Raw genomic sequence first — 23,233 nt, 5'->3', positions numbered from 1 at the left:
TCACTCCCTTAGTGTATCATTATCTATTTTAACATTAGCACAGGGATTTTGGATAAAAAGAATATGCAAAGTAACGGAAAGTGTGCTAAACTATCAGCGTTGACCAAAAATACAACATGGGGTTAATTATTTTGAAAACAGAAATTAAAAAGAAAAAATGGCATCCGTGGCGCTGGGTTATTAGCATTGTAGCAGTAATAGCGGTTATAATTTTTACTGCTAGTTGTTACTTTTTCTCTGTTGCGATGGTTCCAGGACATAAAGATTTTATAAATAATTCAACTAAAATATCACGTAATGATCCATTGTATGAGCAAAAAATGTGGTTTAAGCACGCTGATAAGCAGAAATGGACGATGAAGTCAGCAAGTGGTAATTATAAGCTAGTAGCCGACTATATCCCGGCTTCTAAACCAACAACTAAAAATGTAGTGATTGCCCATGGTTTTATGGGGGATAAAGAGAAGATGGGTGAGTATGCCGCACTTTTTCATCAAATGGGGTATAATGTTTTAATGCCAGATGCACGAGCTCATGGTCAAAGCCAAGGGAAGTATATTGGTTACGGTTGGCCAGAACGTTATGATATCCGAAAATGGATTAATAAACTTATTCGTCATAACGGGGATGATAGTCAGGTAGTCTTATTTGGTGTCAGTATGGGTGGTGCAACGACAATGATGACCAGTGGACTTAGCCTTCCGCCCCAAGTAAAAGCATTTGTGGAAGATTGCGGATATACTAGCCTTAGTGATGAGTTGAATTATGAAGCCGGTAACCTTTATGGAATTCCTAAGTTTTTACGGGTACCGTTAATAGGGACGATGAGTTTAATTAATCGGGTAAAGAACGGTTTCCTTATTCGGGATGCCAGCTCGCTTAATATGTTGCACAATAATCATCGTCCAATGTTATTTATCCATGGTGCAAAGGATAATTTTGTTCCTACCGAAATGGTTTATCGTAACTATCAGGCAACTCGAGGAAGTAAAGAACTGTGGGTTGTTCCAGGAGCGGGGCACGCAAAGTCGTATGCTACACATCCTAGCGAATATCGTCGCCATCTGATAAAATTTTTAAACCAGTATATTAAATAATTGGAGGAGAAAAATGCTTGCGATTATTGTTACAATGTTTGTTGCAATTGAACATTTAGGAATTATGGCCTTAGAAATTTGGGGGAATCCAGCCCAACAGGCAAAGGCTTTTGATTTACCACTTAAGTTTACGCAACAGCACGAAGCACGGGTCTCATTTGCTAATCAAGGAATTTATAATGGGGCTTTAGGAGCGGCTATTATTGCTAGTTATTGGTTATTTAGTGGCGCAACTCTAGTGTTGGTATGGCAAATGCTGTTGGTGTTTGTGATGGTTGTTGCGTTATTCGGTGCGTTTACCGCTACTAAAAAGATTATTCTCATTCAATTTTTACCAGCGTTACTCGCATTTTTACTCACATTTATTTAAACCATAAAAAGGAAATTGCTCTGCAAGGGTTGTGGAGTAATTTCCTTTTTTAATCTAGTGATTGAGTATAAACTAACTCGTCAGTTGAAATTTGTTCGTTTAAAGCGTTCGCTAATTCTTGTGAGAATTGATCATCTGCTAGTCGCATCTGAACATAGCTATGCTCAAGTTGAAATGCCTCAATAGATAGCGAAGTAATAAGATCACTATCCATCGAAATATCGCGCATGAAGAATCGTTTACGCTGGAAATATGTCCGGCGCACCATCGCAACTTCATTAGCATTTTGCGGGGTTTCGATAGAGTGAAGGTATTTATCAATTTCACGGTTAATTATCTCTAAAATGTCAGCTGTTTCAGCGCGTTGTTCCTCAGTTAATTGCTTTGGCCCGATGTTATTTTGCGGCTCCTTTTTAAGATGTCGATGACGGATAAAACGCCATTTTAATCGATGCCATAAAATTACCCATAATTCAAGGAAGCTATGTTTATGCATTCGGAAAATAGACCGTGTAACAAAGATAACTAGGATTTTAGCTTCTTTATCGGAAATGCGTCCTTCCTTATTGAGGCGGTCTAAAGTAGCTAATTCAATCTGATGCGTTTTTCCCATTAGCTGATTGTAAACATTGTGATTGAATTCATGGTACTGGGTCATCTGACTGCTTAGCTGGTCAATAACGATTGCTTTTTCTGGGGAATATTTTTCAGAAGAACGTAATTCGTTAATTGCATATTGGACGGTCTTAATAAGTTCTTTTTGGAATTCGCTCTTTGAATAGCTCTTTGACTTAGGCGGTAAAATAATGGGATAGCCAATTGCACCTACAGCAATACTAATTAAAATAACAATTGCCGCAATCAAGATCATTGAATTACGAAAAGTAAATTGATGATTATTAATTAATACTGGTAACGAGAAAGCTAACGCGAGGGTAATAGTTCCGTGAATACCACCTAGGGCCATTAAGAGACTATCGCGGTTAATGTTGGTTGCATGGATGTTTACTAGTTTGAAACGGACCCAGAGGAATCTTAAGAGGGTGGCGATAATGTAAATAGCAAAGGCTAAGATAACAATTTCTCCTAGGTTTTTCAAAGAAGTTCGACCAAGGACCTGGGGAAGCATGACTCCCAAAAGGACGAATACTAAACCATTCAATGCATCACTAATAATCGTCCAGATGGTAGTGGTTGCCATTTGCATTTTAGTTGAAGTTAAACGCATTCGATCATAAAGAATACTATGAACAACCCCGGCAGCAACTACCGCAAGAATTCCGGAAAGGTGGAGTTCTTCGGCTAACCAATAAATAACAATTGGGGTCATTACATTAATTGGGATAACAATTGAGCCAATGTCAACGTGTTTCCGCATTAAACTAGTTCGGAGACTAATTAATAGACTGCCTAGCACTGCTCCAAAAATGATTCCGCCAAAGAAAACATAAACAAAAATCCAGATCCCATGGCTAAGCGAAAACTGCCCAGACTTATATGTTTCAAGTGCTAAATCTAAAAGAACGATTCCTGATGCGTCGTTAAAGAGCGATTCATACTCAAGCGCACCGTTAACATTTTCTGGTACCTTCATATTAGTAGTGATCGACTTTACTGCAACGGCATCAGTAGGAGTAACGATCGCGGCTAACATAAAAGCAAGTGCTAAAGGAAAAGATTCTGGCAGTATTGCGTGTAAAAAGCCGCCGGTAATTAAGACGGTTACTAATGCTAATCCTACTGTCATTGACAAAATCGACTTAATATTGCTCGAAAGATAACGGAAGGATTGGTTTTGACCATCATTAAACATTAACGGAGCGATTACTACCATCATGAATAACTCTGGATGCATTGTGAAATTTGTTGCTTCAGTAGGCAGGGATGCTAAAAGAATTCCCGCAATAATTTGATAGATGGATAAAGGAATCTTAGGGTAGACGAGGTGTACAACATTAGCTGCAACAACTGCGGTTAATAGAAGAATAATTCCTAAAATCATTTCCATCAGATAATCACCTCACTTATAATTTAGGGTAGATAAGGGCTAGTTTAAACTAATCTACTAAATGCTCGTAAAAAATAGAGAGGCTGGAAGGAAACTTTTTTTGTTTTCTCCCAGCCTTAACTCTTTTACCGATAATCTTAAAATTACTCACGTCCAATGAGCATCTTAACGGCCATTGCAATATTGTAAATGAACAATAAAAGGGCTAATAAAAGAGCAAATGTTAGCAGGATACCAAATAATGCGCCTCCATGAAAATCAGCTGGATTCAGGGAAAAGACACTAAAGACTAGAATAGCTGCAATTACATATAATAATGGGAATATCTGACTCCAAAAAGCATATCGCGCATTCTTGACAATCGTAGGTCGATCACTATTCTTAGCGATAATCCAAACAATTAAGGGAAATATAACTGGTAAGAAAATGATGCTTAAATATGATAGGGCATTGACAATCCGATCAGTTAAGTTATTATCCTTCACTATATCAGTCCTTTCTTTTAGCATATTATCGCATGAAAACTTAAGGAAGTGCAATTACAATTATCTGAATAAGGATAAGAATACTAGCAAAACAAACCCAATCGCGAGTAGTAATAGGAATTTTAACAGTTACTGTTCGTGCCTGTCCTTCCACAAAGCCGTGTGACTCCATTGCCTGAGCTAATTGATCAGACCACTGGATAGCAACTAGAATCGCCTTAAAGTAAAGGGTAGGCGACCACCAATGTAAATTAACACCCCGCATATGGCCAGCAGTATAAATAGTTGTAACAGCTTGCTTCATTTTCGGAATGAGGTTGAGTGCAGCTAGTACACCATAAGCATATTTGCTGGGGAGATGGCAATTTTGTTCTAATGAACGAGCAAGGGTTAAAGTATTTGTCGTGAAAGTAAAGACGGTGCCAAGACAAACGTAGACATATAAACGGCTAAATAGAACAGTACCATCAAATAGACTGTGACTGGGACTAAAGAGGACAATAGTAATAAAAATAGCAAGAGCTGGAAAAAGTGGAACAAAAACTAACCAGCAAAACTGCCGCCAGTGAAATCGGTAGTGCATGAGGATTATTAAACATATTATGATGACAATTAAATTGACCCACAGTTTAGTTATAAAAGTTAATTCGAGCGAAAGAAAAATAACAAGAAATAATTTTAAACTAGGATTCATGACTGCCTCCAACATATTTAAGCTGTTGCTGATTCATTTTAAGATGGAAATCAATAAAACCATCGAGACCATTTAATTGATGGCTGATGATAAGCAGGGTTTGTGGCTTTTTTGTCTGGGCATCCTTGATTAGCTGGAGAACGTTTTTTAGGGAGACTGGGTCTAAGCCGGTAAATGGCTCATCTAATAATAGAATATCCTGTCCCCGCATTAACATAAGCAGGATTTGAAGCTTTTTCTTTTGCCCCCCGCTTAATGAATAAACAATTTGCTCCTCTCGACCGGTTAACCCAAGCAGTTTCAACGCGCTTTGTACTTGCTGATGATTAAAATAAGGATTTTGACTGGTTTTAAGAGCTAAAGCCAGTTCTTCGCCAACTGTTACGTTTAAGAATTGATCATTAGCATGTTGAAATACTAAACCAAGATGACGGTAATATTTCCCAGGTGATAATTTTTGAATATTTGTTCTCTCATATGTAATAGTTCCCTTATATTTTAAAAGCCGGGCAATGGCCTTAAAAAGGGTTGACTTACCGATCCCATTTGGCCCCGTTACTAGAGTCGTTTTATTCTTAATAAATGCTAGATTAGTCGGTAAAAGCAGATTTTGATGACCACGCTTTATTGATAGGTGGTCAAAGTTAATAATTGCCGGTAGCTCTGATGTCGGCAGACTAGTAGTTAGTTTTTGATTAATGTCTTTTTGCAAAAGATGGGCACTATCTTTTACGGAAAGTTGGGAAAGGCAGCCATTAGTTAAACGCCAAACAATCGGCTGAAGTTGTTGGTAGCCATGTAAATCGTGATCAGTCATAATGATTGTTGTATGGTAATCATTATTGATATGTCTTAATTGTTTAAGGATAAATTGCCGATTTGCTTCATCAACGTTGGCAAATGGTTCATCTAATAATAGAATATCGGGTTGCATTGCCATTGTGACAGCTAAAGCAACTCGTTGCTGCTGACCACCAGAAAGAGTAGATATTAAGCGATTAGCTAATGATTGGACATTGCCAAAGTTTAAAGCGCGGTTAATTCTTGCTGGAATTTGCTGAGTTGGTACCTGACAATTTTCTAGAGTAAATTCTAATTCGTGACGCGGGGTATTAAGGGCGAACTGCATCAGCGGGTCTTGGAAGACCATTCCGACCTGTGCACCCGTTGGAATATCGACAGTACCTGTAACTATTTTCCCGCCATACTTAGGAAGAAGCCCGGCTATTAACTTAAGAATTGTAGATTTGCCGCTTCCCGAAACTCCGGTAAGCAGGTGAATCTTTCCCTCTTTAAATTCAGTATTAATATTTTTTAGTATTGATTGGTCGTCAAAGTTAAATGAAAGATTTTTAAAGTTAATATTTGTCATAGCTTTATTGTTTAATTAGGTGTGCACGCTGCAAAAGGTTAGCAATTAGTTTAACAAGAATACCAGAGAAAACAAACATTGAAACAAAACGGGCAATCAGCATGATTATTAACATTTGCCCACTGAAATGATTGTATCCATTTCTAAACCAATCCCAGCCGAAAGTAATGAAGGTAAGAGTGAGAGATGAAATCAAAAGCGTTAGCCAATTGTACATTTGATAGAGAGTAAAAGTGAATCCTAACTCAGCACCTAGTCCTTGAACGGCTCCTGAAATTAGATTGGCAGCGCCCCATTGATCACCGAGAAACATTTCAATAGCTGCTCCTAGGAATTCACCAAGGAAAGCAGCTCCTGGTGTTTTAAGCAAGAATCCGGCAAGCGGACCAGCCATACACCAAATTCCCATTGTAAGATCATTAGCCATTGGACCATAACCGATTGGTGTTAAGAGAATCGTTAATCCGTTATAAACAAAGCCAGCTGCAAAGTAAATAACACCAAAGATTATTCCAATCAGTGCAAGTAAAATAATATCGCGCAAATGTAATGAACGTTTAGTCATAATTAAAACTCCTTAATTATTAATAAGGGCAAAAAAACTCCATGACAAAAAATCATGGAGTTAATAATTAAGTTAATATCACTGAATCTCCCTTCGCTGGTATTAACCAGAGCAGGTTCAATGGGTATTATCTCAGCCGTTTGGCACCCCAGATTTATTCTCCATTATCATAGCTAAAAACTAATATGAATGCAAATTAATTTTTTATAGAGACCATTATATTTAACAAATAGTGAAAGTAGTTGTATACTATTTATATTTTATGAATATTTATTAAAAAAGAAGTGGTTATATGAATAAAGATACAATAAAGAGAATCGGATTAACTAGTTTAGTCCTTATGATTTTTTCGTCAATCTATGGATTTAGTAATTCCTTAAATGCGTATTTTCAAATGGGATATGCAAGTATTATTTGGTATGTAATTGCGGCATTGCTGTTTTTTGTCCCGTCTTCAATTATGTTTGCTGAATATGGGGCAACTTTTAAAGCAGCTCGTGGTGGGATCTTTTCATGGTTACGAGGATCGATTGGTGAAAAGCCCGCTTTTATCGGCAGTTTTATTTGGTTAGCTGCTTGGGTTGTATGGCTGGTTTCATCGACTCAATTTTTTCTTGTTTCAGTATCAACAATGATTTCTGGGACAGATGAAACACAGAGTTGGCACCTATTTGGTTTAGGAGCTAATGAGACGTTAGGAATTCTTGAAATTATTTTCTTATTTGCTGTGACGTTAATTGCATCGCGCGGAATAGATAAAATTGCTAAAATAGCATCAATTTGTGGGATCTTTACTCTTGGTATCTCAGTATTGTTTATTTTGATTAGTTTATTAGTATGGGTACTTAATCATGGAACTCTTGCAGAGGCAGTTACGCCAACGGCAATGGTAAAATCACCTAATCCGCAGTTCCTGTCGCCGATTGCTGTGGTTTCATTTATCGTTTATGCATTATTTGCGTATGGTGGCATGGAAACAATGGCAGGAGTGATTGACGCGGTTCACAAACCAGAAAGGACTTTTCCACGGGCAATCATTTTAGCAACTATTATTATGACGGTTTTGTATATATTAACGATCTTTTTATGTGGAGTAACTGCTAACTGGCATCAGCTATTAGGCAAAAGTAATGTTAATTTGGCCAATGTTGAATATGTTTTAATTAATAATATGGGATATGTAATGGGAACTAAGCTAGGTGTTAGTCATTCAACCGCATTGACAATTGGCCGGCTATTTGCTCAATTCACTGCATTGACTGATGTATTTGGCGGATTGGGAGCAGCGTTTGTAATGACGTATTCTCCAATTAAATCATTCATTGAAGGGTGTGATCCACGGTTATTGCCTAAGCGGCTGACAAAGTTAAATAATGTTAATATGCCGGCTTTTGCGATGTGGATGCAGGCAATCTTAGTTAGTGTAATTATCCTATTTATTTCATTTGGTGGCGATAATGCAGCCAAGTTTTATACTGTTTTGACAGATATGATGAATGTTTCATCGTCGGCGCCTTATTTGTTTTTAATTGGTGCATTTCCATTCTTTAAGCAAAAGCAGGGGCTGGATCGTCCGTTTGTCTTTTATAAAAATATGAAGGTAACATGGATAGTTAGTATCATTGTTTGGCTTGTGGTTGCAATTGGAATTATTTTTACATGTGTTGAGCCTATTTTGGAACACGATTATTCAACCGCTTTCTGGACTGCGTTTGGTCCGGTTTTCTTTGGATTATTAGCATGGTCTTTCTATACTTTTGCGGAGAAACGTGTACTAATTAAGAATGGACAAACGGAAATATAAATAATAGCCTTTCCTTAACACTGATTTATTATTACAATAAACACTAGTATTTAAAGGAATGGTCTTAATTAATGAATGGAATAGCTTTTATCTTATTATTACTAGGGGTTGGAATTCTCTCAGGAATTATTAGTGCTGCCGCGGGATTAGCATCACTAGTATCATATCCTTCGTTGCTTGCATTAGGGTTACCGCCTGTGATGGCTAATGTTACGAGTGCCTTTTCAACGATTACGGGTAACTATAGCTCCGTTTTTGCATCGTTTAAGGAACTGCAGCATAATCGTCGACAGCTCTGGATTATCTTGCCGTTAGTATTTGCAGGGTCGGTTATCGGTGCTTTTATGCTATTTGCAGTGCCAAGTAAATGGTTTGCTAATTTGGTTCCATTATGTATTGCGCTTGCAGGGATTATTCTGCTATTTCCTCATCGGCCTAAGCAAAGTACGGGGACAATGGTTGGTAATAGTAAATTATTTGGTAAATCGCGAATTAGTCAATTCTTTTCGATTATCGGCATTTTTATTGTTGGAATTTACTCTGGCTTTTTCAATGCGGGTGCTGGAGTATTAATGCTAACATTGCTTACCGTCATTAATCGGCAAAAAAGTTTTGCTGTTAATAATGCCTTAAAAAACGTTGCAATGACGGTTACGAATACAACTTCTTGGATTGTTTTTGCAATCGAAACTACGATTTATTGGAATTATGTTATTCCATTGATGATTGGAAATGTAATTGGCGGGTATCTAGGACCAATTATTGTTCGCCATTTACCAGGCCGATTAATGCAAGTATTAGTAGGAATTGGTTCGCTGATTTTAGCGGTATCGCTTGTAATAAGAAATTTGATGTAGAAAGTAAATGTGTCACTAGCGTTCGAGATGATTTGAATGCTGATGACACATTTTTTCTTGTTTAATTTTTTAAATATTTAATCGCTTCTGTATCAGACAGGTTAAAATTGCTCATCACTTTTTGCTTAATAATGGTTTCATCAACATCGAGGTCGCGAAGGGTATGGATAAGGGCATAGATTCCTTTCGCTTCACCCTTTTCCATTCCTTCTTTAAGTCCAGCATTACGTGCATCCATTAGTTCCAGCTCAAATTTCATGAAGCCCCGTCTCCTCTCTGGATCTTGCTTTACTCTGGCAATTTCGTCTTGAATTCTTGTAATAAACTTACTTTTATTGTCTACTTGATTGCGCATTAAAGCAAGGAAGTTTTTAATTGGTTCTTCGTCTTTTTTAAACTCTTTTGCTAAGGCGTTAAAAACCACTACTGTTCGTTGATCATTGAGTTTTAGATTGTGGTCACGGAGACAAGTGTTTTCAAAAGTATACCGTGCCCAGCCTCGCCCATAATAGTCGAAATCGCAAAACATAATAATATAGGTCGGGTGTTTTCTTAGATCCTGATAGTTTTTCCCAGGTAATAATAAGCTATGATCAACCTGTTCTTGATAATATCGCAAACGATCGGGTAAATTTTGTTTATCAGCTACCTGCATTTCAATGACAATAATATTTCCTTGCTCGTCTTGAACATAAATATCATATCGGACACGGCGGGCGGCAACAACGTTAATATCCTTTTGAGTTACCAGCTGAACGACTTTCTGCGCCTTTAAGTGTGGTAATGCTCGATTAATCAGTTCTAAGCAAATCTCCTTATTCTCCATTACCATCCCAAACATTGGATCACTGGTAATCGTCATCTTTTCCCAAATTGCTAATGCCGTTGCGATGTTCTTCTCTAAGTTTGTGCACATATGTTAAATCTCCCATAATTTATTCTTGAGATACCCTCTAAAATATATATACGAAAAGAATTAGCATTTGCACTTTTAAAAAATAAAACCCCAGAATCCATTATGAACTCTGGGGAACATTGAATTAACTTATTGAGCAGTATATCCACCGTCAGCAACAAATTCAGACCCAGTACTGAAACTAGACTCATCGGAAGCTAAGTATAATGCGAGATTAGCAATTTCTTCAGGTTTGCCTAAGCGTCCCATCGGGTGAAGGCTAACGAGATGATCATTAGCCTTTGGATCATCTTTTACGAGGTTGTCTACTAATGGTGTAGAAACGTAGCCCGGATGAATTGTGTTAACTCTGATGTCATATCCCTTCTGAGCACAGTCAAGGGCAGCAGACTTAGTGAGCAACCGGACGCCTCCCTTTGAAGCATTGTAGGCAAAGAGATTTGGATCACCAATTAGCCCTTCGATTGAGGACATGTTGATGATTGAATTCTTTTCACCATTATTTTTCATCGCTTCAATGCCGAGTTTAGTTCCCCACATGGTTCCTGTAAGGTTAACAGAGATTGTTTTATCCCAGATTTCAGCATCTGTTTTTTCAATGTCAGCATAGTCGGCAATTCCAGCATTATTAACAACAATGTTAAGTTTTCCAAAAACTTGGATAGTTTGACGAATAACACGATCCCAATCACCTTTACGGGCAACATCTTGTTGGATAAATATAGCATTGTCGCCTAATTGGTCAGCAACTTTTTGTCCTTCATCCATTTTTCGTGCGGTTAAGACGACTTTGGCGCCCTCTTCAACAAACTTCTTTGCGACGGCAGCACCAATTCCTTTTGATGCACCGGTTACAATTGCAACTTTATTATCTAAGCGAGCCAATATCAGACACTTCCTTAATAAAATCCAAGCAGCTATTACAAATTTAATTATAACAATTATTATTAGAGAAGGTTAAGATAACGCCTCATAAAACAAAAAGAGCGAGGCGGGAAAAATTTCCCAGTCTCACTCGTTCAATCACTAAATTAGTGTTCTTTGAAAAGATTAGTTAAGCGGTCCATGAATGCTTTGAGGTAGCGTTCCTTGTCAACATTAACGGCAACCTTAACATTAGGATTTTCGTCGTTTAACTTAGCATTATCACCGATTGTCCGACCATAGTAAGGTCCTTCTTCATAAACAACCTTCATGAATAAACTAATAGTTGAAACAAATGATGGGTCAATACCAACACCAACAGCTAATGGGTCGTGAAGAGCACAGCCACGCTTATCAATGTCAAGGTTGTAGTAAGCGTCGATATAGAAGTCAGTAATGTCAGCGTAAGCCTTACCAGCCTTAGTACCCAATTCACGCCATTGCTTAGTATCTTCCTTAGTAAGCAGTGTCCGTAAAGTAACGTCGAGACCAACCATAGTAAGAGGTAGGTTTGACTTCATTACTTCATCAGCTGCCTTTGGATCTTGGTTGATGTTTGCTTCTGCAACAGGGGTAACGTTACCTTCAACAGTCAATGCGCCACCCATGAATGTTACATTACCAATAAGATCAGCGATTTCTGGATCTTTCTTAAGGGCAGCAGCTAAGTTTGTCATTGGACCAGTAGGGATGATGATTAAGTCCTTACCATACTTGTGAGCGGCTTCAATGTAGAAGTCAACACCAGATTGTTCTTCAATTGACCGACTTGGTGCAGGGAGCTCAACATCACCGATACCATTGTCACCATGGATGTCTTTTGAAACTTGCATTACATCGAAGTGGTCTGTAGTGCATGAATGTGGAAGGCCTTTAAATACAGGAATATCAGTGTGCCCTAATAATTCGAGTAACTTAAGACTATTTTCCGCACAAACATCTAATAAGTTGTTACCATATGAGCTAACGATTCCGATTAAATCAACCTCTGGATCAGCAAGCGCATAAGCAATAGCTAAAGCGTCATCAACACCAGTATCTAAATCAAGAATCATTTTACGTTTTGCCATTGTAGTTCCTCCAATTTAAGTAAAATTTACTACCTTTACTTAATATGTTAATTTAATTTACAAATAATTACAAATAAAATTTGGTACCGCTTACGAATTTTTGAAAAAACTTTGCAATTTTGAAAATGCTATAATAGTTATCACAAATAAAAGGCGAAAGGAATCGAAGAAAAATGGCAGAGAAAATCTATGACGTGACGATTATTGGCGGGGGTCCAGCAGGGATGTTTGCTTCATTTTATTGCGGACTTCATGAATTGGATGCTCAATTGATTGAAAGCTTGCCACAATTAGGAGGACAAGTGGGGGCGCTTTATCCTGAAAAGCAGGTTTGGGACGTTGCAGGAATGCCAGGAGTAACGGGTAGAGAACTGATTGCCAAGCTAGAAGAACAAATGGCAATTGCGCCCATTGATCAATACCTTGGTGAGACTGTTGAAGATGTAATCAAGGAAAAGGACGGCACTTTTACGATTAAGTCGGCTAACAGGACTTCTCGCTCTCATGCGGTAATTATTGCTCTTGGTAATGGTGCATTTACCCCGCGGAAGCTTGCCTTAGAGGGAGCAGCAGAGATTGAAGGAGAACAATTATCATACTTTGTTAATCATAAGGCAGACTATGCTGATAAGCGGGTAGCCATTCTCGGGGGTGGTGACTCAGCAATCGATATTGCCCTAATGCTGGAACCTGTTGCCAAAGAAGTTCACCTTGTCCATCGGCGTGATCAATTCCGTGGCTTAGAACATACGGTAACACAGCTAAAACAATCATCTGTTCAACTTGATACGCCATTTTTACCACGGTCGTTAAAAGTTGAAGATGATCAAACCGTAACATTGGATCTTAAGAAGATGCGTAGTGATGACGATGCCCAATTAAATGTCGACAAGCTGGTTGTTAACTATGGTTTTACCTCAAATAATGCTGCTTTGAATCAATGGTCACTGGATCTTGAGGCTGAGCGAAACCTAATTAAGGTTGATTCAATGATGGAAACTAGTGTGTCAGGAGTATATGCAATCGGGGATGGTGTTACCTATCCAGGTAAAGTTGCCTTGATTGCAGCAGGCTTTGGGGAAGCACCGACAGCAGTGACGGCACTTGCTAAGAAACTTTACCCGGATAAACGAATGGCAATGCATAGTTCGTCAATGGGGATAAGTAAGTAAAATGAAAAGGTGTCCACGTTGTAACACCGTTAATGAAGATGATGCAACGAAAAGTAGAAAAGTTCTATGTATGGTTATTAATTGTTGGCTTTAGTGCCTTTTTGTTACTAATTGGGACAAGACCTTAATAAAACAGGATAAAGTAAAGGACCTCGGCACGCGGGAAAACTGAATGCTGAGGTCTTTATTAATGCCTTAGCTAAGAAGTTTAGGGACGATGATCAATCCATCAAAGATTTTCTTGCCTTAATGCGTAATCAAGTAGACAATAAAGATAGGTTTATTGCACAGATTCAAAGCGAAATTGATAAGGTCAAACGTGATCCAGAAAGGAGACAGGGCTTTATGAAGTACGAAATGTTGATGATGGATGCAAAACATAAGGCACGTGAAGAAGGCATAAAATTTGGGGAAGCTAAAGGCAAAGAAGAAGGTATTAAAAATTTAGTTAATTCTCTTCGGCACTTAAATGTTAATTCAGTAACTATTGCTAAAGAATTAAAGCTACAGTACGATTTAAATGATGATGAGATATCGAAATACCTTGATTAGAAATTATCTAGGTTTCTATTAATTAAAAGCTTGGATATCATTTAAAGAAGAATGAAAATGATAACAAAAGGAGTCTCTAACGTGTCTTCACATCAGAGGCTCCTTATTTAGTTTAAATTTCTAGTAAATCAGCAGGCTTTAATAGTGGGAAATCTGCATCTTTAATACTATCTGGATTTGCGGAAGAATAAAGTGCACCGGCGAACTTTGCACCTGCTGCATGAGCGGCTTTCATATCGTTAATGGTATCGCCGACATAAACGGTCGTTGCTGGATCTGCACCCATTTTATCCATGGCCGCTAAAATAGGATCTGGAGCTGGTTTATGTTTCTTGGTATCAGCAGAGGTAATAGCAGTTTTAAATAACTTTGCAAAGTCATATTTGTTTACAAAATATTTTTGGTATTCGTCAGCAAGTTTTGAAGTTGCAATTGCAATTTTTGCGTCTTCGCGATTAGCAAGGGTATTGAGCATTTCAGGAATTCCTTCAATAACCTTTGCCCGATCAGCGCGTTGATAAGCAAGATCAAACCAATCTTGTTGAATTTCGGGAATTTCAGCCTCGCTAATGCCGGCAAGGCGAAGAGCGTCTCGTCCGGTAATACCAAATAAATCATGCTTAGTCTGTTCAACCTTTTCAGGAGCAACTGGATGACCGTGTTTAGCTAAGGTATCAATCATCGCCGGCATATACATATCGAGAGTATCGATTAAAGTTCCATCGATATCAAAAATAAAATTTTTAATTTTTTGTGCCATTTTATTCATCCTTTATTAAAAATAAGTACATCTTTAATTGTATAACAATTTAAGAAAAAGATTGATGGCGGAATAGATAATTTACCTTTTTATTTAAAAAAGACTACAATATAAAGGAAATTATAAATCCAATGGGGTGGTTAATATTAGTAATCAAAAATCAGTACCTAAAAAGTTGTCTTTTATGTCAATTTACTTTTTGGGGATTAATGGAGTGATTGGCTCAGGAACATTCTTACTGCCATCCGTTATTTATCGTTACATGAACTTGTCGGCGGTTGCCGTTTTACTGTGTACAGCAGTGACCGTTTCAATGATTGCCCTATGTTACGCAGACCTTGCTAGTCGTTTTACAGGATCTGGAGCGGCATGGCTTTATTCTTACCATGCTTTTGGACGGTTTACGGGCTATGAGCTTGGAATTTTTACGTGGTTTTTAGGTTGCTGCACTCTTTCGGCGGAAATTGTTGCCTTGTTAACTACCTTAAAAAGCTTTTTGCCCATCTTTAATCGGCCGATTGTTTACGGTGTTGCCGCGCTAGGGTTAATTATTCTTTTTGCAATTATTAATTTCTTTGGGCGGAGTCTTGTTAAATTTGTTAATAATGCTTCAGCAGCGGCAAAGATTCTTACTTTAATTATTTTTATTGTTGTGGGAGCATTCTTTATTCATAAGGCTAATTTCTCACCATTAATTCCGCAGGCGGCCTTACAGGGTCCGATGCCATTTATTCATCATTTTGGTGAGGCATTTACACCGATCTTTTATCTTTTTACCGGCTTTTCATTTTTACCAATTGCTGCTAAGCAAATGAATAATCCTGAGAAAAATATTCCACGGGTATTAATTGCGGTTATGGTTAGTGTAACGATTTTAGATGCCCTAATGATGACAGTTGCGGTTGGTCTTTCTGGTACTAAGTTGGGCGGTTATTCCACACCATTGGCTAATTCGTTGGGAACTGCAATTGGTAAGTGGGGATATGCCTTTATTATTTTAGGAATGCTTGTAAGTATTTTTGGCGTTGCATTTTCAGCTTCATTTAATACGCCGTCGTTAATTGCTTCTATGGCAAACGAACATGGAATGCTGCCAAAATTTATTGGTAAGAAAAATAAGCATGACGCACCATGGGTTGGAATTATACTAACTTCAATTCTTTCTGCTATATTTGCTACTCAAAGCTATCTTTTCTTAGTTAGCTGTACTGTCTTAGCCTCGTTTATTCAGTATGTGCCCTCTATTCTTGCTGTGGTCAAGTTTGAACATAGTAATGAATATCCCACGCATGGGTTCAAATTACCCGGGAAATATTTGATCCCCATCTTTGCCTTATTGGTTTCATGTTACATGGTTACCAATTTTACAGCCAAAACGCTGCTGGTTGGAGCAGTCATTGCAATTGCTGCTGCGACTGCATATTTCTTCATTAAAAGTGATCGTAGTTATGAAGAGAAACACCTAAAGTGGCTTGATGATTTACGGCTTAAGGGTGAAAAAGAAAGGCAGGTTACTAATAAATCGGCTAAGTGAATAAAAGGCTCCCAACATTCTTAAATGCTAGGAACCTTTTATTTAACGATCAATTTCAGGAGCTTGATCTAATTCTGCTTGGATCATCCAAATTTTCTTTTCAATCGCTGTCTTAAAACCAATGAAGATATCCTGGGTAGAATAATCTTTTTCCGTATCGCTTACTTCAATCCCGTGCTGATAGAGATCTTTAAGGTAACGATAGCCAGTAACTAGGTGTGTGAGACGCTCGGGAGTTGTTTTATCAAATTTTCCGGGCCAATCTTTAATTTTAGTATGAGCTGCCATTTCACTTAGGGTAGAGTATGGGTGGCCATCAAGAGTCAATAATCGTTCAGAAATAACATCAAGTTGATCATTTATTTCATCCATAAATTGATCCATTAATGGGTGAAGTTTTAAAAAGTTAGTTCCGCGCATATACCAGTGAGTTTGATGAATTATCATTGCCATTTGACTAAGGTCCGCAACTAATTGGTTAAGTGTTTCTTTGGTTTCTTGGTACTTCATAACATTACTCCTTTCTATATGTTAGATTTAGCATATCAGCTTTAGAATGCGCTTACAACAAATTGCTATAATCATTAAAAAAGCTTAGTATTTACAAAAAAGCGACACTGAAAAGTTAGGGAGTTTTTCCCTAAAATCCAGTGTCGCTGATTTTATTAACGGCGGTTTAGGCGGAAACGAACCATCTTATCTGCTTCAGTACATAAGAAGATCAAACAAGAGAAGATGACTACCGCTAGCCATTCCATTAGGCTTATCCCTGTAACATGGAAAGCGGCTTGCATGAATGGGACATAGGTGAAGATTAATTGGAATAAAATCATTAATCCGATTACTCCCCAAGCCTTTTTACCAATATTGCCAACTTCTTTCAAACCGTATCGTTCAGTCCGAATGCTGAAGAAGTAGAAGGCTTTACTGATAACAATTGTATTAACCATCATTGTTGTTGCATTTACAATGTCTGCTCCAGAGTTGATAAACCATTCATAGCCGATGAGGGCAAATATAGCCATTAAAGCTGATACATAACCCATTTGGATTAGGTCATGACGGTTCATAAGCCGTTGCGTTATTGGCCGTGGATTACGGTCCATAATGCCTTCTTCTGCTTTTTCAAATACAAATGCAAACTGAATTGTAATAGCAGCGATTAAGTTAATCCATAATAACTGTGCTGGTTGTAATGGAACCTGTTGCCCAGTCAGAATGGAGAAGGCAACTACTAACCCTTCCGCAAAGGATGTCGGAAGCAGGAATAGGATACTCTTTTTAATATTATCGTAAATTCGGCGTCCCTCTTTGATAACAGCCGCCATTACAGCAAAGTTGTCATTTCCGAGGATCATGTCAGCAGCGTCTTTAGCGACATCAGTTCCCTTTATTCCCATTGAAATTCCAATGTCAGCCTTCTTTAGGGCAGGAGCATCATTCACACCATCCCCAACCATTGCGGTAACCTTTTGCCGGTTTTGGAGTGCCTCAATAATCTCAAGCTTGTTTTGCGGGGTAGTTCGTGCAAAGACCTGGTTAGCTAAGGCGGCTTCTTCTCGTTGAGCCGCGGATAGTTTATCCCATTCTGCACCAGTAATTGCATTAATCGGGCCGGTAGATAGACCTAGCTGTTTCCCGATTGCGCGGGCAGTTTGCGGATCATCTCCTGTAATCATTTTGACAGAGACACCAGCACGATTCATTTGCTTTAATGCAACGATAACTTCTTCACGTGGCGCATCTTGAAGGGCGGCTAAACCAAGTAAATGAATTCCTTTATAGAGGTGGTCGTGCTCTACCTCCATTAAGTTTTCACCATTAACTGGCTGGTAGCCGACTGCAATAACCCGTTTGCCGGCTTTCGACCAGTCATCTACTCGTTTTTGCCATTTAGCGGTATCAAATTGCGGATCTTCTTTAACAGCCATTTCAAAAAGCTTATCTGGCGAACCCTTAACAAAGATAACCTGTTGTTTGTCTTCAGGATCACGGGTTAATTCGGCGATATAACGATAATCAGAATCGAATGGTAATAAGTCGACTGCTTGATATGGTGACTGATATTTAGCACCGAACGCTTTGTGGTAAAGGGTTAGGAAAGCACCGTCAGTTGGCTCTCCATTAATATGCCAAGTCCCATTTTCATCAGTTAAAACTGTATCGTTTGCTTGATATCCAGCTTCCAAAAATAGTTTGAGCTGGTCTGTGAGGTGGGCTGGCTTGTCATTTAAGTAAATTTCACCATTAGGAGCATAACCAGTTCCAGTAACCGTATAGTGGTTGTCGCCAACCCATAATTCAATTGCTGTCATTTCATTTTTAGTAAGTGTCCCGGTTTTATCGGTTGCGATAACGTCCACTGAACCTAATGTTTCGACAGCTGGCATTGATTTAATAATGGTTTGATGTTCGCGGGCCATCTTACTGATACCGAAAGCTAAGATAACAGAGGTAATTGCCGGCAAACCTTCAGGAATCGCCCCAACCAACATTGCAACGACTGCTAAGGCAAGTGCTGGTAGAGAGTAAATTTCTAGGAAGAAACCGACAATGAAAACAATCACTGAGGCAGTAATTGTAATGTAAGAAACGACTTTTCCAACGTAGTCAATTTCTTTTGTTAGCGGAGTCTTCTTTGGTTTGATTTGGGCAACTTCTTGTGAAATCTTACCAATTTCAGTTTGTTCACCAGTTGCAACGACAACTCCTAGTCCGCTTCCGCTAGTTACAGATGTAGAAGCATACGCCATATCGACACGGTCGGCTAGGGGAACATCGCTGTCAGTAATAGCTTCGTCGGTCTTAATAACAGAATTAGTTTCCCCAGTTAAAGCAGATTCTTCAATTCGTAAATTATCTGCAGAGACAATTCGCAAGTCGGCAGGTACGTTATCACCAGCTTCAAGGAAAACAACATCACCACGAACAAGGTCAGCTGCATCAATGTCTTGTCGTTTACCGTCACGATAGACAGTGGCATGTTGTGCCATCATTTCTTTAATCTTTGCTAATGCATTGGCGGCGCTTGATTCTTGGAAATAACCAATAAGCGCGTTAAGGATAACTACTGCACCAATGACAATTGCATCAGTATAGTGGCCGATTAAAATTGTCAACAAAGTAGCAGCAAGTAAGATGTAAATAACAATATTGTTAAACTGACGTAGGAATAGTTTCCATTTAGGTGTTGGTTTTACCTCAATAATGTTTCGGCCATCTTTAGCAAGACGTTCATCAACTGCCTGCTTAGACAAGCCCTGCGTAAAATCAGTTAGTTGATAATTTTTCTTTATTTCATCGGTTGTTAATTGATAATTTTCTTTCATTTTTCCCCTTGAATATATAAATTAAGTAAAGTAACTATGCTTAAATTTCCCACATTTTAAGCAAACAACATCAGTGAAGCCATATTAAGTTTTTGCTTTAATCATTCCTTCATGTTTATCGTATACATATCGTACCATATTCGTTTAATATTTTAGTTCTAGTTAAGATTTTTTTAAAACATGATTCATGAATTATTAATAAATAGGCATAAAAAGAGGCGGGAACAGAACCAGCTTGTCTAGTTCGTTATCCCGCCTCTGTAAAAAGGCTACTTTTTGCTATTTTCAACATCACGAATAAAGTCAGCAAGGTGTTTATAATAAACATCAGGGTTATCTACCATATGATGGTGTCCGCCATCAGGAGTAGTGACTAACTTTGAATTTGGAATGAGATTATTCATTGTTTTAGCAGTTTCGACTGGCATTGTTTCATGCTCGCCAAATGTAATTAAGGTTGGTACCTTAATATTCTTCAATTGGTCACGGAAATGCCAATCTTTAAGCTTCCCAGTAATAACAAACTCATTGTCACCTTGGAAAACATTATAAACAGCGGTACCGCCAAGGTCTTTAAGGTGGTAAAGCTTAGATGGCTGTTTACGATCAACGTATTGTTCGTTCATTACTTGGACATATTCTTGATATTTAGGATTGCTGTAATCATTCTTAGCTTCGCAGTCCTTCATAAAAGCAACTGCATCGGGTGAAAGAGTTTTTTCCCGTAATTCATTAACGTGGTCGACATATTCATCAATCTCATCGACCATTGAAGAAATGATTGCTCCTTTAAGATGGTGACCGTATTTAACGGCATATTCTTGAACTAAAAGGCCGCCCCAGCTTTGACCAATAAGATAGAAATTGTCTAAGCCGAGTTTTTCCCGAACTTCATCTACTTCATCAAGGAAATATTCATAAGTAAGATACTTTTTAGCAATTTCAGGATTAGAATAATCTGGTTGGTCAGAGTAAAGTGAACCTAATTGATCATACATCGTTACCTGAACGTCTAGACCTTGCTTTTTTAATTGTTCAGCAGCATCTTCCCAGTATTCATGGTTACCACCAGGACCACCATGCAAAGCTAGTAAATGAATATTGCCTTCACCTTGGGTATTTGTCCATAGATGATAGCCATTATCAAGGGTAATAATTTTAGTACCTTGTTTCATTCTCGAATCTCTCCTTTTTATTGTAATACTAACTATTTTAACTCATTTAGCTATATTCTGCTAAAACTAGTTTTGATGCCGTGTCTTTTTAGTAAGCATTTAAGGCAAAATGGTAAAACCGGGAATATTAAGGTGACAACCAGCTAGCTCTAATTGATATTCGATTTGTTCATTACCGCGAAGAGTATATTCATAATCAGTACTATAGATGATTATTCCTAATTGGTGTCCAGCTAAGATGCGGTGGAAGATCGGTTGCAGTTCAAATGTAACAGTGACAAATTGATTAGCAGCTAATTCTTCTATTTGTGCAGGATTAGTACGATTTTGTAAATTGATATGCCCGCTTGAAATTACCTTATAACTAGTCGGTTCCTTTTCTAATTTGAATTCACGGAGGTCATCGGTCTTCCAATGATAGCCTAGTTCAAGGCCATTTCGGTTAAAGAGAACAGGGGATATTGTCAGACGTTTACTGTTACCAAGGTCGACGAGGCGGGCACTAATCATTCCGTAATTTTTAGAAGAAGCTACTTTTAAAGTAACGGTGGGCGTACCACGAAGAAGCGCATCAGCGTCGAAGGCTTTACTTACAAAATGGCGGCTAAATTGGCCGTTATCATTGATGAGTGCCTTGGCCCATGCCTGTGGCTGCTTACACCATTGCAAATACTTTTCCTCAGGTTGTTGATCATTAAAGCTTTGTGTCCCTAAACCTGGCAAATTTGTTAAGCGATGGTCGTTGAATTGATATTGCTTTTGTTTGCCTTCAGTCCATTGGTCAAATGCAGTCCACGTCTCAGGAGTACTATTATCTTGAACAAGAACGTTTGGTAAAGTATCATCTGCATGGTTTTCTTGTCCCCACAGCTTATTAGCAAGCCATAAGTTAACCATGTCGGAAAAGTCTAACGAGCGAAAAGCGTTGATATAAATGTGTTGTCCTTGGTGAAGGATAAGTTTGCTTGGGATTGGCAAATTTTGAATTCCATCATAGAGGGCTTTCACATTACTAGGGCGCACATTTGTATCGTTAAGACCGTGAACCATCATTACAGCGGCTTTAATATTTTTAAGGTTGTGACGATAATTACGATTATCCCAGAATTCATTATAATTTCCGGTTACCCGGTCCATTGCAGCCTGCATTTTATCGATATATTTGGCGTTGACTTTCTCAATTCGATGGTAGTCTGCGGGACGTTTAGTACGACTAAGTGTTTCATCAGCTAAAACATCTGCGTCTTCTCCTTGAAAACCGCCTGGTGCACGTACTAGTCCATTTTCCCGATAATAATCATACCAACTAGAAATTGCTGCTTCGCTAATAATTGCTTCAAGGCCGGGCACGCCGGTTGTTGCTACCGCAGTGGCCAGAGTTCCGAGGTATGAACGGCCGGTCATTGCTACTTTGCCGTTGCACCACCATGCTTTAGTTACTGTTCCGCTATGACGATCAGTAAAAGCCTGACGATCGCCGTGAAGCCATTCCACAACGGCTTTCATCGCAGCCGTTTGTTCTGGTGAGCCACATGTTTGAAGACCATCAGAATCTTTAGTTCCGATTCCCGCTGAATAAACAACCGCGTAGCCACGAGCAGCAAGGTAGTTGTTAAGGGTGTATGCTGGCGTTGTGCTAAATGTTTCGGTTGCATGTTTACTTTCTCCGGTCACGCTTTGATGAGAAAATCTAGTAGGAAATTTCTCTTCAGCTGGAGCATGGTATTCAGTTTTTTTGTGTTGCAACGGAATATTAACATTATGGGTTGCTTGGTCGCCCCATTTGTCATTCGTACCTTGATTATAAGGGCTGGCAGTAAAAACGGCAGGAACCTTTAAGCCATGTTCGGAATCGATGGGACGCATGATTTCTGCCTTAACTAGGTCCGCTTTGCCGTCAAAATCGGTATCCATGTCGGTCTCAATGTAGACGACTTCGCGAATAAATTTAGCAGGATCAAAACTAGCAAGCGGCTTGCCGTTAAAGAACAGCGGCTTTTGTTCGGCAGGAAGATGATAAGTCCAAGCCAGGAAGCCTTCTGCTGTCAAATGGTCAATAAGTGATTGGCCGTTTTTATTATGCGTATTCAGCAGAAGATAAAAAGCATCGATAACATCGGCAGTTGTCCATTTTTGATGGTATTCAGCAGGTAAATTGATTTTTTTAATGGTGGTCAGGGGATCGGTAATACTGAAATCAACTGCTGCTTCAAAATCGAGCAGCTGGAGTGCGACTAAGTAAAATACTTCATCTGTTAACGGTGTATTTTGCGTGAACCAGTCATCGAGCGCTGATTCAGGAGTAGCTAATAGGTCATGAAACCATTGTTTAGTAACAATCGGTTGGGCGCTTGCCATGTGGATTCGTGCTAAGAAGCTTTCAAACATTGCATTAGGAGTTAAAGTCTGTTCTTCATTTTTTCGCAGCAAATGAATCTGCATTAATTCATGGCGCCGTTCTTGTGGTGTAGTTGAAGTAATACTAAATTGATTGATTTTCATCTGGAACACCTCGTATAAAGTTTGATATATTAATTATCGCACTTTTA

Annotated in this window: 20 protein-coding genes and 1 riboswitch; of the genes, 7 read left to right on the top strand and 13 right to left on the bottom strand. The window is 38.6% G+C overall.

Features of this window, described 5'->3' with window-relative positions:
- The first annotated feature begins 116 nt into the window (after positions 1 to 116).
- Together H5S41_RS03595 and H5S41_RS03590 are read left to right on the top strand one after the other, a co-directional pair.
- On the top strand, positions 117 to 1,097 hold the full coding sequence (locus tag H5S41_RS03595) for an alpha/beta hydrolase (protein WP_182602368.1): 981 nt from the start codon (positions 117 to 119) through the stop codon (positions 1,095 to 1,097).
- Positions 1,098 to 1,110: 13 nt separating this feature from the next.
- Positions 1,111 to 1,467, top strand: a complete 357-nt coding sequence (locus H5S41_RS03590; protein ID WP_182602367.1) for a DUF1304 domain-containing protein — start codon at positions 1,111 to 1,113, stop codon at positions 1,465 to 1,467.
- A gap of 49 nt (positions 1,468 to 1,516) precedes the next feature.
- Here the strand turns inward: H5S41_RS03590 and H5S41_RS03585 are convergent, their stop codons facing one another.
- The 5 genes from H5S41_RS03585 to H5S41_RS03565 form a co-directional block, all read right to left on the bottom strand.
- Positions 1,517 to 3,475: a cation:proton antiporter gene (locus H5S41_RS03585; RefSeq protein WP_182602366.1), complete on the bottom strand. Its 1,959-nt coding sequence runs from the start codon at positions 3,473 to 3,475 to the stop codon at positions 1,517 to 1,519.
- Between the two features lie 143 nt (positions 3,476 to 3,618).
- On the bottom strand, positions 3,619 to 3,960 hold the full coding sequence (locus tag H5S41_RS03580) for a magnetosome magnetite crystal formation protein family (RefSeq protein ID WP_163704518.1): 342 nt from the start codon (positions 3,958 to 3,960) through the stop codon (positions 3,619 to 3,621).
- A gap of 40 nt (positions 3,961 to 4,000) precedes the next feature.
- Positions 4,001 to 4,654: an energy-coupling factor transporter transmembrane component T family protein gene (locus tag H5S41_RS03575; protein WP_182602365.1), complete on the bottom strand. Its 654-nt coding sequence runs from the start codon at positions 4,652 to 4,654 to the stop codon at positions 4,001 to 4,003.
- Entirely contained in the window at positions 4,644 to 6,026 is a 1,383-nt protein-coding gene (locus H5S41_RS03570) for an ATP-binding cassette domain-containing protein (RefSeq protein ID WP_182602364.1), read from the bottom strand. The genes H5S41_RS03575 and H5S41_RS03570 overlap by 11 nt, the downstream gene beginning before the upstream one ends.
- Before the next feature lie 4 nt (positions 6,027 to 6,030).
- On the bottom strand, positions 6,031 to 6,591 hold the full coding sequence (locus H5S41_RS03565) for an ECF transporter S component (RefSeq protein WP_182602363.1): 561 nt from the start codon (positions 6,589 to 6,591) through the stop codon (positions 6,031 to 6,033).
- Positions 6,592 to 6,662: 71 nt separating this feature from the next.
- A riboswitch (TPP riboswitch) is annotated at positions 6,663 to 6,752 on the bottom strand.
- Between the two features lie 131 nt (positions 6,753 to 6,883).
- Here H5S41_RS03565 and yjeM point away from each other — a divergent pair.
- Both yjeM and H5S41_RS03555 read left to right on the top strand, forming a co-directional pair.
- On the top strand, positions 6,884 to 8,395 hold the full coding sequence (gene yjeM, locus H5S41_RS03560) for a glutamate/gamma-aminobutyrate family transporter YjeM (protein WP_182602362.1): 1,512 nt from the start codon (positions 6,884 to 6,886) through the stop codon (positions 8,393 to 8,395).
- Between the two features lie 71 nt (positions 8,396 to 8,466).
- Complete coding sequence (locus H5S41_RS03555; protein WP_182602361.1) at positions 8,467 to 9,252, top strand: sulfite exporter TauE/SafE family protein; 786 nt, start codon at positions 8,467 to 8,469, stop codon at positions 9,250 to 9,252.
- 61 nt (positions 9,253 to 9,313) lie between these two features.
- On the opposite strand, the gene H5S41_RS03550 is transcribed toward H5S41_RS03555, so the two are convergent.
- The 3 genes from H5S41_RS03550 to H5S41_RS03540 form a co-directional block, all read right to left on the bottom strand.
- Positions 9,314 to 10,168 (bottom strand): Rpn family recombination-promoting nuclease/putative transposase, encoded by an 855-nt coding sequence (locus tag H5S41_RS03550; protein WP_182602360.1) that lies wholly within the window; start codon positions 10,166 to 10,168, stop codon positions 9,314 to 9,316.
- A 129-nt stretch (positions 10,169 to 10,297) separates the two neighbouring features.
- Positions 10,298 to 11,053, bottom strand: coding sequence for a glucose 1-dehydrogenase (locus tag H5S41_RS03545; protein ID WP_182602359.1), 756 nt, complete (start codon positions 11,051 to 11,053; stop codon positions 10,298 to 10,300).
- Positions 11,054 to 11,199: 146 nt separating this feature from the next.
- Positions 11,200 to 12,162, bottom strand: a complete 963-nt coding sequence (locus tag H5S41_RS03540) for a nucleoside hydrolase (protein WP_153709122.1) — start codon at positions 12,160 to 12,162, stop codon at positions 11,200 to 11,202.
- A gap of 173 nt (positions 12,163 to 12,335) precedes the next feature.
- Between H5S41_RS03540 and H5S41_RS03535 the strand changes: the two genes are divergently transcribed.
- Both H5S41_RS03535 and H5S41_RS11920 read left to right on the top strand, forming a co-directional pair.
- Positions 12,336 to 13,334: an NAD(P)/FAD-dependent oxidoreductase gene (locus H5S41_RS03535; protein ID WP_182602358.1), complete on the top strand. Its 999-nt coding sequence runs from the start codon at positions 12,336 to 12,338 to the stop codon at positions 13,332 to 13,334.
- Between the two features lie 249 nt (positions 13,335 to 13,583).
- Positions 13,584 to 13,886, top strand: a complete 303-nt coding sequence (locus tag H5S41_RS11920; protein WP_231833111.1) for a hypothetical protein — start codon at positions 13,584 to 13,586, stop codon at positions 13,884 to 13,886.
- A 112-nt stretch (positions 13,887 to 13,998) separates the two neighbouring features.
- Here the strand turns inward: H5S41_RS11920 and H5S41_RS03525 are convergent, their stop codons facing one another.
- Positions 13,999 to 14,655, bottom strand: a complete 657-nt coding sequence (locus H5S41_RS03525; RefSeq protein ID WP_182598058.1) for an HAD family hydrolase — start codon at positions 14,653 to 14,655, stop codon at positions 13,999 to 14,001.
- Between the two features lie 175 nt (positions 14,656 to 14,830).
- Between H5S41_RS03525 and H5S41_RS03520 the strand changes: the two genes are divergently transcribed.
- Positions 14,831 to 16,180: an APC family permease gene (locus H5S41_RS03520; RefSeq protein WP_220483215.1), complete on the top strand. Its 1,350-nt coding sequence runs from the start codon at positions 14,831 to 14,833 to the stop codon at positions 16,178 to 16,180.
- A gap of 42 nt (positions 16,181 to 16,222) precedes the next feature.
- Here the strand turns inward: H5S41_RS03520 and H5S41_RS03515 are convergent, their stop codons facing one another.
- The 4 genes from H5S41_RS03515 to H5S41_RS03500 form a co-directional block, all read right to left on the bottom strand.
- Positions 16,223 to 16,690, bottom strand: coding sequence for a Dps family protein (locus H5S41_RS03515; protein WP_182602356.1), 468 nt, complete (start codon positions 16,688 to 16,690; stop codon positions 16,223 to 16,225).
- 155 nt (positions 16,691 to 16,845) lie between these two features.
- Positions 16,846 to 19,509, bottom strand: coding sequence for an HAD-IC family P-type ATPase (locus tag H5S41_RS03510; protein WP_182602355.1), 2,664 nt, complete (start codon positions 19,507 to 19,509; stop codon positions 16,846 to 16,848).
- Between the two features lie 269 nt (positions 19,510 to 19,778).
- Positions 19,779 to 20,684, bottom strand: coding sequence for a proline-specific peptidase family protein (locus tag H5S41_RS03505; protein ID WP_182602354.1), 906 nt, complete (start codon positions 20,682 to 20,684; stop codon positions 19,779 to 19,781).
- A gap of 99 nt (positions 20,685 to 20,783) precedes the next feature.
- On the bottom strand, positions 20,784 to 23,186 hold the full coding sequence (locus tag H5S41_RS03500) for a Xaa-Pro dipeptidyl-peptidase (RefSeq protein ID WP_182602353.1): 2,403 nt from the start codon (positions 23,184 to 23,186) through the stop codon (positions 20,784 to 20,786).
- Positions 23,187 to 23,233 lie beyond the last annotated feature (47 nt).

This window comes from Limosilactobacillus albertensis (assembly GCF_014145555.1).
GTDB lineage: Bacteria > Bacillota > Bacilli > Lactobacillales > Lactobacillaceae > Limosilactobacillus > Limosilactobacillus albertensis.
Note: the sequence above shows the minus strand (reverse complement) of the source record. Positions and strands in the feature narration are given on the sequence as shown.

Coding starts and splice junctions, on each gene's coding strand:
- H5S41_RS03585 (WP_182602366.1), bottom strand. CDS start 3,475: ATGGAAATGATTTTAGGAATTATTCTTCTATTAACCGCAGTTGTTGCA.
- H5S41_RS03575 (WP_182602365.1), bottom strand. CDS start 4,654: ATGAATCCTAGTTTAAAATTATTTCTTGTTATTTTTCTTTCGCTCGAA.
- H5S41_RS03525 (WP_182598058.1), bottom strand. CDS start 14,655: ATGAATAAAATGGCACAAAAAATTAAAAATTTTATTTTTGATATCGAT.
- H5S41_RS03510 (WP_182602355.1), bottom strand. CDS start 19,509: ATGAAAGAAAATTATCAATTAACAACCGATGAAATAAAGAAAAATTAT.
- H5S41_RS03590 (WP_182602367.1), top strand. CDS start 1,111: ATGCTTGCGATTATTGTTACAATGTTTGTTGCAATTGAACATTTAGGA.
- H5S41_RS03565 (WP_182602363.1), bottom strand. CDS start 6,591: ATGACTAAACGTTCATTACATTTGCGCGATATTATTTTACTTGCACTG.
- H5S41_RS03550 (WP_182602360.1), bottom strand. CDS start 10,168: ATGTGCACAAACTTAGAGAAGAACATCGCAACGGCATTAGCAATTTGG.
- H5S41_RS03595 (WP_182602368.1), top strand. CDS start 117: ATGGGGTTAATTATTTTGAAAACAGAAATTAAAAAGAAAAAATGGCAT.
- yjeM (WP_182602362.1), top strand. CDS start 6,884: ATGAATAAAGATACAATAAAGAGAATCGGATTAACTAGTTTAGTCCTT.
- H5S41_RS03520 (WP_220483215.1), top strand. CDS start 14,831: ATGTCAATTTACTTTTTGGGGATTAATGGAGTGATTGGCTCAGGAACA.
- H5S41_RS03570 (WP_182602364.1), bottom strand. CDS start 6,026: ATGACAAATATTAACTTTAAAAATCTTTCATTTAACTTTGACGACCAA.
- H5S41_RS03540 (WP_153709122.1), bottom strand. CDS start 12,162: ATGGCAAAACGTAAAATGATTCTTGATTTAGATACTGGTGTTGATGAC.
- H5S41_RS03505 (WP_182602354.1), bottom strand. CDS start 20,684: ATGAAACAAGGTACTAAAATTATTACCCTTGATAATGGCTATCATCTA.
- H5S41_RS11920 (WP_231833111.1), top strand. CDS start 13,584: ATGCGTAATCAAGTAGACAATAAAGATAGGTTTATTGCACAGATTCAA.
- H5S41_RS03500 (WP_182602353.1), bottom strand. CDS start 23,186: ATGAAAATCAATCAATTTAGTATTACTTCAACTACACCACAAGAACGG.
- H5S41_RS03555 (WP_182602361.1), top strand. CDS start 8,467: ATGAATGGAATAGCTTTTATCTTATTATTACTAGGGGTTGGAATTCTC.
- H5S41_RS03535 (WP_182602358.1), top strand. CDS start 12,336: ATGGCAGAGAAAATCTATGACGTGACGATTATTGGCGGGGGTCCAGCA.
- H5S41_RS03515 (WP_182602356.1), bottom strand. CDS start 16,690: ATGAAGTACCAAGAAACCAAAGAAACACTTAACCAATTAGTTGCGGAC.